This is a genomic window from Mesorhizobium sp. WSM4308, from assembly GCF_002294905.1.
In the GTDB taxonomy this organism is placed as follows: domain Bacteria; phylum Pseudomonadota; class Alphaproteobacteria; order Rhizobiales; family Rhizobiaceae; genus Mesorhizobium.
Window position 1 is genome coordinate 1 of sequence record NZ_NSFW01000022.1, and the last position, 12398, is coordinate 12398.

10 protein-coding genes and 1 pseudogene are annotated in these 12398 nt (G+C 63.2%); 7 read left to right on the forward strand and 4 right to left on the reverse strand.

The genetic code is table 11. The features are described 5' to 3' along the window. Together CK227_RS31005 and CK227_RS31010 are read left to right on the forward strand one after the other, a co-directional pair. Positions 1-194: pseudogene (locus tag CK227_RS31005) on the forward strand (glutamine--fructose-6-phosphate aminotransferase); the annotation flags it as partial. A 268-nt stretch (positions 195-462) separates the two neighbouring features. Beyond that, positions 463-1215 carry a DUF502 domain-containing protein gene (locus tag CK227_RS31010; RefSeq protein ID WP_095775330.1) on the forward strand — a complete coding sequence of 251 codons (753 nt, stop codon included), beginning with the start codon at positions 463-465 and terminating at the stop codon, positions 1213-1215. On the opposite strand, the gene recG is transcribed toward CK227_RS31010, so the two are convergent. Continuing rightward, positions 1167-3275 (reverse strand): ATP-dependent DNA helicase RecG, encoded by a 2109-nt coding sequence (recG, locus tag CK227_RS31015; protein WP_095775331.1) that lies wholly within the window; start codon positions 3273-3275, stop codon positions 1167-1169. The two genes, CK227_RS31010 and recG, sit on opposite strands and share 49 nt — an antisense overlap. A 92-nt stretch (positions 3276-3367) precedes the next feature. On the opposite strand from recG, the gene CK227_RS31020 reads away from it, so the two are divergent. The 3 genes from CK227_RS31020 to CK227_RS31030 all read left to right on the forward strand — a co-directional run bounded on the left by CK227_RS31020 (position 3368) and on the right by CK227_RS31030 (position 8733). Further along, positions 3368-3655 (forward strand): succinate dehydrogenase assembly factor 2, encoded by a 288-nt coding sequence (locus CK227_RS31020; protein ID WP_095775332.1) that lies wholly within the window; start codon positions 3368-3370, stop codon positions 3653-3655. Positions 3656-3727: 72 nt separating this feature from the next. Then, positions 3728-7225 (forward strand): transcription-repair coupling factor, encoded by a 3498-nt coding sequence (gene mfd, locus CK227_RS31025; RefSeq protein WP_095775333.1) that lies wholly within the window; start codon positions 3728-3730, stop codon positions 7223-7225. A 134-nt stretch (positions 7226-7359) separates the two neighbouring features. After that, positions 7360-8733: a 3-deoxy-7-phosphoheptulonate synthase class II gene (locus tag CK227_RS31030; protein WP_095775334.1), complete on the forward strand. Its 1374-nt coding sequence runs from the start codon at positions 7360-7362 to the stop codon at positions 8731-8733. 113 nt (positions 8734-8846) lie between these two features. On the opposite strand, the gene CK227_RS31035 is transcribed toward CK227_RS31030, so the two are convergent. Continuing rightward, on the reverse strand, positions 8847-9917 hold the full coding sequence (locus CK227_RS31035) for a diguanylate cyclase (RefSeq protein WP_095775335.1): 1071 nt from the start codon (positions 9915-9917) through the stop codon (positions 8847-8849). A 402-nt stretch (positions 9918-10319) separates the two neighbouring features. Here CK227_RS31035 and CK227_RS31040 point away from each other — a divergent pair, with 402 nt between their 5' ends. After that, positions 10320-10736 (forward strand): GFA family protein, encoded by a 417-nt coding sequence (locus CK227_RS31040; protein ID WP_095775336.1) that lies wholly within the window; start codon positions 10320-10322, stop codon positions 10734-10736. 78 nt (positions 10737-10814) lie between these two features. Continuing rightward, a complete protein-coding gene (locus CK227_RS31045; protein ID WP_095775337.1) occupies positions 10815-11174 on the forward strand; it encodes a diacylglycerol kinase in 360 nt (119 codons plus the stop codon). Between the two features lie 23 nt (positions 11175-11197). On the opposite strand, the gene CK227_RS31050 is transcribed toward CK227_RS31045, so the two are convergent. Then, positions 11198-11785 carry a DedA family protein gene (locus CK227_RS31050; protein ID WP_095775338.1) on the reverse strand — a complete coding sequence of 196 codons (588 nt, stop codon included), beginning with the start codon at positions 11783-11785 and terminating at the stop codon, positions 11198-11200. Further along, a complete protein-coding gene (locus tag CK227_RS31055; RefSeq protein WP_095775339.1) occupies positions 11782-12345 on the reverse strand; it encodes a DUF1003 domain-containing protein in 564 nt (187 codons plus the stop codon). Before CK227_RS31055 ends, CK227_RS31050 begins: the two co-directional genes overlap by 4 nt. Positions 12346-12398: the final 53 nt, after the last annotated feature.

Here is a 12398-nt window from a genome sequence, read left to right on the forward strand (position 1 = left end):
TCACCGATGCCAAGGGCGCCGCACAGGTGAGCGTCAAGACGATGGAGACGATCATCCTGCCGGACGTTCCCGAAATCATCTCGCCGATCATCTATGCGCTGCCGATCCAGATGCTGGCCTATTTCGCCGCCGTGTTCATGGGCACCGATGTCGACCAGCCGCGCAATCTGGCGAAGTCGGTGACCGTGGAATAGCACTGTCACTGCTTGCTTGGCGGGCAGCAATTCGAAGTCCAGCTGGCGATAGCCCTTCTTTCGTCATCCACGGGCGGAGCAGGAGCAAAGCTTCTGCGCAGACCCGAGGATGACGAGGGAGGGATGTTTCGGCCTAATCGCGAACGGCAGCAGCTTCCGTTCGGAACACTGAGAGCCGCGTCATAGAGCGAGTCCTTTTAAAAACTTCGCAGTTCCAAACGGCGTCCCGGTTCACTAATGTTGCGCTGCAACCCGCGCCCGGTGAACCATGTCCGATGCTTCCAAGACCTCAGGCATGACCCGGCTGAGGAACTATTTCCTCACGGGGTTCGTCGTCTGCGCACCGCTGGCGATCACCGCCTATATCGCCTGGTCGTTCATCGGCTGGGTCGATTCCTGGGTAAAGCCCTATATTCCGGCGCGTTACAGCCCCGATACCTATCTGCCGTTTCCGGTCCCCGGGTTCGGGCTGATCGTCGCACTGATCCTGGTCACGCTGATCGGTTTCCTCACCGCCAACATTGTCGGCCGCGCCATTGTCGGTTTCGGCGAGCGCCTGCTTGGCCGCATGCCGCTGGTGCGCGGCATCTATGGCTCGCTGAAGCAGATCTTCGAGACCGTGCTGTCGAACAAGGGCGACATGTTCCGCCAGGTCGGACTGGTCGAATATCCGCGCAAGGGCGTGTGGTCGCTGGTGTTCGTCGCAAGCGAGAAGGAAACCGAGATCAATGAGAAGCTCGATCAGGAAGGCGATCCGCTGATCGCCGTGTTCATGCCGTGTACGCCGAATCCGACGACCGGGTTCCTGATGTATGTGCTGAAGTCCGACATCGTGCTGCTCGACATGACGATCGAGGACGGCGCCAAGCTGATCGTTTCGGCCGGGCTGGTGGCGCCCGAGGTGAAAAGCAAGATGGTGACGCTGAATGGCGAGCCGATCAACGGAACGGTCGCCAATCCGTCATTGGCACCTCATCCGGCGCGCAAGAGCCGCACGGCCGCGTCGCGGCCGAACAAATAGAGCAGCAGGCGCAGCGCCTGGCCGCGGTCGGATTGCAGCTCCGGGTCGCGTGACAGGATAAGCCTTGCATCGTCGCGGGCTGCCTCCAGGAGATCGGCATGCGCCTCGATGCGCGCCACCTGGAAGCCCGGTGTGCCGGACTGGCGGGTGCCCAACAGCTCGCCTTCGCCGCGCAATTTCAGGTCTTCCTCGGCGATCAAAAAGCCGTCCTCGGTCTCGCGCATCACCGACAGCCGGCGTTTTGCCGTCTCGCCGAGCGGGTCCTTGTAGAGCAGCACGCAAGAGGATGGCTTGTCGCCGCGCCCAACCCGGCCGCGCAGCTGGTGCAACTGCGCAAGGCCGAAGCGCTCGGCATGCTCGATGACCATGACGGTGGCGTCGGGCACGTCGACACCGACCTCGATGACCGTGGTGGCGATCAGGATGCGTGTCTCGCCCTCCTTGAAGGCGCGCATCGCCTCGTCCTTCTCGGCGCCCTTCATGCGGCCATGGACAAGGCCGATGCGGTCGCCGAACAACGGTTTCAGCGAGGCAAAGCGATCCTCGGCCGACATCAGCTTGATCTCTTCGGATTCCTCGACCAGCGGGCAGATCCAGTAGATTTTCTGGCCCCCGGCGACGGCATCCTCCATGCGGTCGACCAGTTCGTCGAGACGCTCCAGCGGCAGCGTGACGGTGCGGATCGGCTGTCGCCCGGCGGGCTTTTCCGTCAGCTTGGAGACATCCATGTCGCCGAAGGCGGTCAGCACCAGCGTGCGTGGGATCGGTGTGGCGGTCATCACCAGCATGTCTGGCGCGTCGCCCTTGGCGGTGATGGCAAGCCGCTGGTGGACGCCGAAACGATGCTGCTCGTCGATGACGGCGAGCACCAGATCGTGGAAGGTCACCGTCTCCTGGAACAGCGCGTGGGTGCCGACGACGATGTCGAGCTCGCCGCTTGCCAGGCCGGCCAATGTTTCGGTGCGTTCGCGGCCCTTTTCGCGGCCGGTGAGGATGGCGATGCGCAGGCCGACCTTGGCGGCGAGCGGCGCGATCGTCGCCAGATGCTGGCGCGCCAGGATTTCGGTCGGTGCCATCAGTGCCGCCTGGCCACCGGCCTCGATGGCGCGCGCCATGGCAAGCAGCGCGACCACCGTCTTGCCCGAGCCGACATCGCCCTGCAGCAGCCGCAGCATGCGCTCGGGGTCGGCAAGGTCGGCATTGATTTCGGCCAGCGCGAATTCCTGGCTTGCGGTCAGCGAATAGGGAAGGGCTGCACGGAGTTTCTCGACGATGCGGCCGTCGCCGACCAGGGGGCGGCCGGACAGGCGGCGGATCTTTGCCCGCACCAGCGCCAGCGAGACCTGGCCCGCCAGCAACTCGTCATAGGCAAGACGCCGCCAGGCCGCGCCGTCGATGGAAACGTCGATGGGATCGGCCGGATTGTGGATGCGGGTAAGCGCGTCGGCAAAGCTGGGAAAGGTGTGCCGGCGCATGAAGGCGCCGTCCTGCCACTCCGGAAATGCGGGCAGTCGCGCCAGCGCCTGGCCGATCGCGCGGCGCAGCACCTTGCCCGAGAGGCCCGCGGTGAGCGGATAGACCGGTTCGACCAGCGGCAGGTTCTCCGCTTCGCTGGCCAGCGCGATGTGGTCGGGGTGAACCATGGTCGGGCGGCCGTTGAACCATTCCATGCGGCCCGAGACCACGACATGCTCGCCCACAGGCATTGCCTTTTCGAGATAGGCGGCGTGCGCATGAAAGAAGGTCAGGCCGATCTCGCCGGTATCGTCATGGGCGTAGACCCTGTAAGGCACCGACCGGTTGCCGCGTGGCGGCGGCTGGTGGCGGTCGATGCGCACGTCGAGGGTCACGATCTGGCCTTCCGCGGAACCGGCAATGCCCGGCCGGCTGCGGCGGTCGATGACGGTGTGCGGCAGCACGAACAGAAGGTCGCCGGCGCGGGCCGCGCGATCACCAAGATCAGCGGTGACGACCTTCTCGATCAGCGCGCCGACCTTCGGTCCGACGCCGGCAAGCGAAGTGATCGGAACAAACAGCGGATCGAGGATGGAAGGACGCATGATGTCAGCTTATGTCGCGACGGCTACAGCGCAAGGCTGACAGCCCCTTCTATCCACGCTATATGCGCCGCAGCAAGTGAGGATGCGCCACAATGACCGGAACGAAACGATCAAGCGAGGGGCTGGACGCCCACCGCCGCAAGCTGTTGTTCCGCTCCTGGCATCGCGGCATGCGCGAGATGGATCTCATCCTCGGCACCTTCGCCGACGCCGAGATCGGCGCCTTGACGGCTGATGAAATCGAACAATATGAGGGGCTCCTCGACATTTCCGACACCGAATTCCTACCGCTTATCACCGGTGAACGCCCGATCCCGGCGGATATCGATTGTCCTGTCCTGCAAAAGATCCTGGCGTCCCGCCGGACCATGACTTTCTGAACAACAGCAATTCCAGGAAAAGTGCGAAGCGGTTTTCCCACAGGAATTGCGACAAACAAAGACCGTGATTTGATGAGCCTCATTCCCACCATTGGTCTGCCGAAAGGCCGTGCCGGCCAATTCATCGTCGATGGTGTCGCCGATGGGTACGAGGCGTTCGCACTGGTGCAGGCCGCACTCGAGATCGCGCCCGACAAGCCGGTGCTGTTCGTGGCGCGTGACGGCCAGCGCCTGCCTGTTATCATCGAGGCACTGGCCTTTGCCGCGCCCGGCCTGCCGGTGCTGGAACTGCCGGCTTGGGACTGTCTGCCCTACGATCGCGTCTCGCCCGGCTCGGATGCCGCCGCCAAGCGCCTCGATGCCCTGACAGCGATGATCGCGCTGGCGAAGAAGCCGCATCGCGCCGTCATCCTCACCACCGCCAATGCGCTTCTGCAGCGCGTTCCGCCGGCCGACCTGGTCGAGGCACAGACCTTTCATGCCAGGCCTGGCAACCAGATCGACATGAACGTGCTGATTGCGCGGCTGGAAACGTCCGGCTTCGAGCGGGTGCCGACAGTGCGCGGCATCGGCGAGTTCGCGGTGCGCGGCGGCATTCTCGACCTGTTTGCTCCGGGTTGGACCGAGGCGCTGCGCCTCGATTTCTTCGGCGATACGCTGGAATCAATCCGCGTCTTCGATGCCGCCACCCAGCGCACCACCGGCCAGCGCAAGTCGATGGCGCTGCAGGCGATGAGCGAAGTGGCGCTGACGCCTGAAACCATCAGCCGCTTCCGCCGCTCCTATATCGAAGCGTTCGGCGCGCCGCAGCGCGACGACGGGCTCTACACGGCGGTCAGCGAGGGCAGGCGGTTCGCCGGCATGGAGCATTGGCTGCCGTTCTTCTATGAGCGGCTGGAGACGGTGTTCGACTATCTGCCGGATACGCCTGTCGTTTTCGACCATCTGGCGCATGAAGCGCTGGCCGAACGCCACACGCTGATCCTCGACCATTATGAAGCGCGCAAAAAGCAGGCCGACGCCGCGCTGAAGGATGCGGTGCCCTACAAGCCGGTTGCGCCCGATCTGCTCTATCTCTCGCCGGAAAACCTGATCGCCTCGCTCGGTCCGCGCGAAGCGATCGACCTCACGCCCTTCGACGCGCCCGATGCCGGCGCGAAAAAGGTCTACCACGCCGGCTCGCGCCATGGCCGCAGTTTCGTTGAGGAGCGCGCCGATCCGAACGTCAACGTCTTCGACGTCGTCGTCAGGCATATCGCCGACGAGCGCGCGGCACGTCGGCGTATTGTCATCGCCGGCTGGACGGAAGGTTCGCTCGACCGGCTTGGCCAGATCCTCACCGAGCATCACCTCGGCAATCTCAAGCAGGTCGGGACGCTGGCGGAAGCCGAACAGCTCGAGCCGGGGCAGGCGGCATTGGCCGTGCTGCCGCTCGAATCCGGCTTCGAGACCGAAAAACTGGTCGTCGTTGCCGAACAGGATATTCTGGGCGACCGGCTGATCAGGCGTTCAAAGCGCAAGAAGCGCGCCTCCGACTTCATTGCCGAGGCTTCGGCGCTGTCGGCCGGCGATATCGTCGTCCATGCCGACCATGGCATTGGCCGCTTCATCGGTCTGCGCACCATCGAGGCGGTCGGCGCGCCGCATGATTGCCTGGAAATCCACTATGCCGGCGACGACCGATTGTTCCTGCCGGTGGAAAACATCGAGCTGCTGTCGCGCTACGGTTCTGACACGGCCGAAGCGACCCTGGACAAGCTCGGCGGCGGCGCCTGGCAGTCGCGCAAGGCCAAGCTGAAGCGGCGCCTGCTCGACATGGCCGGGCAGCTGATCCGCATCGCCGCCGAGCGGCAGATGCGCGCCGCGCCGGCGCTGGTGCCGGCCGAAGGCCTCTATGACGAATTCGCCGCGCGTTTCCCCTACGAGGAAACCGACGACCAGCAGACGGCCATCGACTCCGTCAGGGATGACCTCGGCGCCGGCAAGCCGATGGACCGGCTGATCTGCGGCGATGTCGGCTTCGGCAAGACGGAAGTGGCGCTGCGCGCCGCCTTCATCGCGGCGATGGAAGGGTTCCAGGTCGCGGTCGTGGTGCCGACGACGCTGTTGTCGCGCCAGCATTACAAGACGTTCTTGCAGCGTTTCTCAGGCCTTCCCATCCGCGTCGCCCAGGCCTCGCGGCTGGTCGGCGCCAAGGAACTGGCGGAGACGAAGAAGGCTTTGGCCGAGGGGCAGGTCGACATCGTTGTCGGCACGCATGCGCTGCTCGGTTCGTCGATCTCGTTCAAGAATCTCGGCCTGCTGATCATCGACGAGGAGCAGCACTTTGGCGTCAAGCACAAGGAAAGGCTGAAGGATCTGAAGACCGACGTCCATGTGCTGACGCTGTCGGCGACGCCGATCCCGCGCACGCTTCAACTGGCACTGACCGGGGTGCGCGAGCTGTCGTTGATCGCCACGCCGCCGGTCGACCGCATGGCGGTGCGCACTTTCATCTCGCCCTTCGATCCGCTGGTCATTCGCGAGACGCTGCTGCGCGAGCGCTATCGTGGCGGCCACTCCTTCTATGTCGTTCCACGTATCAGCGACCTCTCGGAAATCCATGATTTCCTGAAAGAATCCGTGCCCGAACTGAAAGTGGCGGTTGCCCATGGCCAGATGCCGCCGGGCGAGCTCGACGACATCATGAATGCCTTCTATGACGGGCAATACGACGTACTTCTGTCGACCACCATCGTCGAATCCGGCCTCGACATCCCGACCGCCAACACGCTGATCATCCACCGCGCCGACATGTTCGGCCTGTCGCAGCTCTACCAGCTGCGCGGCCGGGTCGGCCGCTCGAAGGTGCGCGCCTATGCGCTGTTCACGCTGCCGGCCAACCGCAAGCTCACCGACACGGCCGAGCGCCGGCTGAAGGTGCTGCAATCGCTCGACACGCTGGGCGCCGGCTTCCAGCTCGCCAGCCACGATCTCGATATAAGGGGCGCCGGCAATCTCCTGGGCGAAGAGCAGTCCGGCCATATCAAGGAGGTCGGCTTCGAACTCTACCAGCAGATGCTGGAAGAGGCTGTCGCCGAGGTGAAGGATTCCGGCGAGGTCCTGGATGGCGGCTGGTCGCCGCAGATCGCCGTCGGCACGGCGGTGATGATCCCCGAAAGCTACGTGCCGGACCTGCAGCTCAGGCTGGCGCTCTACCGCCGCCTCGGCGACCTCGAAGACACCGAGGAGATCGACGCTTTCGGCGCCGAACTGATCGACCGTTTCGGCCCGCTGCCGGACGAGGTAAAGCATCTGTTGAAAATCGTCTTCATCAAGGCGCTTTGCCGCAAGGCCAATGTCGAGAAGCTCGACGCCGGGCCGAAGGGCGTCGTCATTCATTTCCGCAAGCGCGAGTTCTCCAACCCGGTCGGCCTGGTCAAGTTCATCGGCGAGCAGGGTTCGCTGGCCAAGATCCGCCCGGATCACAGCGTCGTCTTCGCCCGCGAATGGCCGACCGCCGAGAAACGGCTGGCGGGCTCGGCGGTGGTCATGACACAACTGGCGCGCCTGGTTGAGAAGGCTGCGTAGCCCCCCGACCCATTCGCCAGCGCTGAAATTCCGGTCTAGAATAGGAAATCGGCTTCGTGTATGGAGCCGCCAACCCATATAGGGGCGGAAATGGCGGGCGAGGGTGCTCGCCGGAAAGAGTGTTGGGTGCAGCGATGACGAAATGGTCGCCGAATTCGTGGAGAGCAAAGCCGATCAAGCAGGTTCCTGCCTATCCGGACCTTGCCGCGCTGAAGAACACCGAAGCCCAACTCGCCACCTACCCGCCACTGGTCTTTGCCGGCGAGGCGCGCAAGCTCAAGAAGCAGCTCGCGGCGGTCGCCGCTGGTGAGGCGTTCCTGCTCCAGGGCGGCGACTGCGCCGAAAGTTTTGCCGAGCACGGCGCCGACAACATCCGCGACTTCTTCCGCGTCTTCCTGCAGATGTCGGTCGTGCTGACTTTTGCCGGCGCACAGCCGGTGGTGAAGGTCGGACGCGTCGCCGGCCAGTTCGCCAAGCCGCGTTCGTCCGACAATGAGACCAAGGGCGAGGTGACGCTGCCGAGCTATCGCGGCGACATCATCAACGGCATCGAATTCGACGCCAAGTCCCGTATTCCCGATCCTGCCCGCCAGGAAATGGCGTACCGCCAGTCGGCGGCGACGCTCAACCTTCTGCGCGCCTTCGCCCAGGGCGGCTATGCCAGCCTGGAGAACGTGCATAGCTGGATGCTCGGCTTCGTCGCCGACAGCCCGCAGGGCGAAAAATACGGTGAGCTCGCCAACCGCATCACCGAGACGATGGACTTCATGAAGGCCGTCGGCATCACCTCGGAGACCAATTACGCGCTGCGCGAGACCGATTTCTACACCAGCCATGAAGCGCTGCTGCTTGGCTATGAGGAAGCTCTGACCCGCGTCGATTCGACCTCCGGCGACTGGTATGCCACGTCGGGCCACATGATCTGGATCGGCGACCGCACGCGCCAGCCCGATCATGCCCATGTCGAGTATTGCCGCGGCATCAAGAACCCGCTCGGCCTGAAATGCGGCCCGTCGCTGACCGCTGACGGCTTGCTGGAGCTGATCGACCTGCTCAACCCCGAGAACGAGCCCGGTCGGCTGACGCTGATCGCCCGTTTCGGCTCCGACAAGGTCGCCGACCATCTACCGAAGCTGGTGCGCGCGGTGCAGAAGGAAGGCCGCAGCGTGGTCTGGTCGTCGGATCCCATGCATGGCAACACGATCGAGGCCGCCGGTTACAAGACGCGGCCGTTCGACCGCATCCTGAAGGAGGTGCAGACTTTCTTCGAGGTGCACCGCGCCGAAGGCACGCATCCGGGCGGCATCCATGTCGAGATGACCGGCAAGAACGTCACCGAATGCACGGGTGGCGCGCGCGCCATCACGGCCGAGGAATTGCAGGACCGTTACCACACGCATTGCGACCCGCGCCTCAATGCCGACCAGGCGATCGAGCTCGCCTTCCTGGTGTCGGATCTCCTGAAGAAAAGCCACCCGGTGCAGCACAAGCAGGCTGTCAACGGCTGATGCCGGCCAATGACCCGATTAAGGAAAGGCGCTGGAGAAATCCGGCGCCTTCTTCGTTTTAGCTCACGTTTGTGTTCTCGGCAGCTGCCAGCGCGATCAGCTGATAGAAGGCGTCAATCCTTCTTGTAGAGCAGCCAGCTCTTGCCGGCGCGGCCGGCCATCGTCGAATGCTTGGTGACGCGGTTGCGGCCGCTCACTTTCGAACGGTAGAGTGCACGGTCGGCCTTGGTGTAGAGGTCCTCCGGGCCTTCGGCCTCGGATGCCATGCAGATGCCCATCGAGACGGTCACGGTTCCGTAATTCATGCCGGTCTGGCTGCTGGTGAACGGCGTCTGCTCGATCAGGGCGCGAATGCGCTCGGCGATCTCGTAGGTGGCGTCTTCGCTGGCACCCTCGATGATCAGCGCGAACTCCTCGCCGCCGGTGCGGGCGACGAACATGTCGCCGCGAATGCTGGTTTGGAAAATCTCGGCGATGATCTGGATGATCTTGTCGCCGACAGGATGGCCGTAGCGGTCGTTGATGTCCTTGAACCGATCGATGTCGGCAAGGATCAAGGCGTTGAACAGGATACCCTTGTTGCTGGTGTAGATCCGGGTGATTTCCTTGTCGAAGGCGCGGCGGTTCCGAATCTGGGTCAACGGGTCCGTATCGGCCAGCCGCTTGTATTCCTCGAGCTTCGACTTGACGCTTTCGAGTTCGGCCGTCTTGTCGCTGAGCGTCGAAGCGATCTGCTTGCCGTGATCGATCGTCGAATTGGTGGCAACGGCCATGGCGTTGGCGATTTTTTGCAGAAGGTCCTGCGAGAGCAGGCTGCGGCCACTCAGGCCGTTCGATGTCTCGTCGAGGATCCTGCCGTATTTTTCGATGTGGCTGCGTTCGCTCCGCAAAAGCGCCGCGACCTCCTCGAGTTCCCGGGCGATGACGTCCCGCGCATGCTCGACGATGCCGGGGCCGTGGTTCTGGGCAAAGAAGGCGCGTCCGATCTTATCCAATTCATCCTGCGTCGGCCGGCTGCTCAGCGACACGACGGCGAGACTGAGCTCGCGGTTGGTGCCGCTCAATGCCTCGTAGAAGATTTCGTAGTTGCGCGGCAGGCCGAGGACGCCAAGCTGGCGCATGGTCGCGACAACCGTGGCTGCGATGTCGGTGTTTCGTTCGGTCGTGGCTGCTGCCGGCTGCATGTCTGATCCACTCTTCCCCTCGGATCCCGACGCGGAATTTGCGGGTTCCATTGATCGCCGACCTGGGGAGCGCGACCCGATAGTCCAGAACATCTTGCGAAGAGACGCGTCCCCACCCGCCATCTTCGCTTGGCGTGACCATAGATGCGGTGGCGCTAAAGTTTCCTTAATCCGCACGACCTCCATGGGTTTTTCGCTACCTGTGGCTGTAGAAGCATAAATCTTGTACCACCACAGCGGGAAAGCGTCCGGTTTGAGGGCTTTGACTTCGAAATCCGCCTGTTGTCCCGATGGAATTTCGAATCTGTCACGCCAATCGATGTCGCATTTGCTTGCGCGCAACCACCGCAAAGCTGGAATCCTGGCAATGATGCTGGGCGAGGTTTCTCCAGGAGCGCCGAAATGAGTGACAGTCACCAGGGATCATGCCTGTGCGGAGCGGTCCGCTTCCGGACAAGGGGAGCATTGCGCGGCGTCGTCTACTGTCATTGCTCGCAATGCCGGAAGCAAAGCGGGCATTTCTATGCCGCGACCAATGTCGCCGACGCCGACATCGTGATCGAAGGCGCCGAAAGCATCACATGGTATGAAGCGTCCGCTTTCGCCGGGCGCGGCTTCTGCAAGACTTGCGGCTCCGTGCTGTTCTGGAAGCCAAGGGCTCAAGATTATATTTCGGTCATGGCGGGAGCGTTCGACAAGCCGACAGGTCTCAAGGGCGACTGTCATATCTTCGTTGGTGACAAGGGCGACTATTATTCGATCGACGACGGGTTGCCGCAGTTTGAAAAGTCGACACCTTCGATAGCGGTCGCTGAATGAATTTTGGACAAGACGCCTTATTCCCTTGATCGGGCCGTTGCTTTATCTCGTGCCGGTAACTCGGAAAGAGGTTTGGGCATGCAGCGGCTGATCGACGCTTTTTTCAATTCGGTGCGGGCGTTTCGCAAGCTGGCCGCCAGCGAGAAGGCTTTCCAGCAGGAACTGATGCTGCTGGTGCTCGCCTTGCCCGCTGCGTGGTTCGTTTCAGTCTCCTGGCGTGGTTATGCGCTTCTGGTCGGGGCGGTGCTGTTGCTGATCATGGTCGAGGTGCTGAACACCGGCATCGAGGCGGCCTGCGATGCCTTCAGCCGCGAGTTCAATGTCGACATCCAGCTGGCCAAGGATTGCGGTTCGCTGGCGGTGCTGATCTCGGTGGTCATCGTCGCCGGCGTCTGGGGTATCGCGCTCATCGAGCGGATCACCGGCTTTCCGATCTGACCTTCCGAGCGAGGCCGGCGGCATCACTGCTCCCGGCGACGTTCCCGCTTGGCGATGTGGCGGGCGACAAGCCAGGCCAGCACGGCCACGGTGAGGCCAATGCCGAGCCCGATGAACAGCCGCTCGTGGCGCATCAGCGCCTGGCCGACGAAATGCTCGGCGCCCAGCCCGAAGACATAGCCGATCGTACTGAACAGCACCGCCCAGATCGTCGATGAGATGGCGTTGAGGATGACGAAGCGGGGTGCTGCTATGGTCGACAGGCCGGCCGCGATGCCACCAACCAGGCGCATGCCGTAGACATAGCGATTCGACAGCACGAAGATGTTGGGATGGGTGTTGAGCAGACGGTAGGCGCGGCGGAAGCCCGGCCGCCTGCGCAGCCTGACGACATGGCGGTTATCGGCAAAACTTCTGCCCAGGATGAAGAAGCAGGTGTCGCCGGCGAAGGCGCCGAGCGCTGCCGCGACAACAGCGTGCCACAGCACGAAAACATTCTGGTGGGCGAAGAAACCGCCGAGGATGGCGGCGCTTTCCCCTTCGGCGACGCAGCCGAGAAAGACGGCAAGCAGCCCATATTGTTCGATGAAAGGATGGATCGCTTCGGTCATGAGGCCGACTGCTGCCGCGCCAGCCTCTCGTCGATGCGCTTGACCGCTTCCGTCAGCCGCACGATCTCGTCGCGCATGCCGATGATCTGGCTGTGGCGCAGTTCATCGAGTTTCTCGTGCAGCGCCATGATCTCGATCTCGGCCTTCAGATTGACCTCATAATCATGGGCGGCGTCGATGCGGTCGCGTTCGGTCTGGCGGTTCTGCGCCATCATGATCACCGGCGCCTGCAAGGCGGCGACCATCGACAGCACCAGATTGAGGAAGATGAACGGGTAAGGGTCGAAGGCATCGCGCGTCAAAAGCCAGACATTGCCGACTGTCCAGACAACCAGGAAAGCGATGAAGCCCAGGATGAAGGACCAGGAGCCGCCGATGCGGGCGATCGTATCGGCGAGGCGGTCGCCAAAGGTCTGGTGGAAAGCGACGGCCTTGTTGGTGTCCCTGGAGATCGTGGTGCGCTCGAGCGTCGATTGCAGCACGCGGCTCTCCAACTGGCTGAGGCCGTCCGGCCGTCGCTTGAGCCAGCGGTTCGCCAGGTCGTCGATTGTCTTGTTCATGGCCGTCTCCGTCGTCAGTGGAGATAGACGTAGAGGCTGCCGCCTCTCGCGGG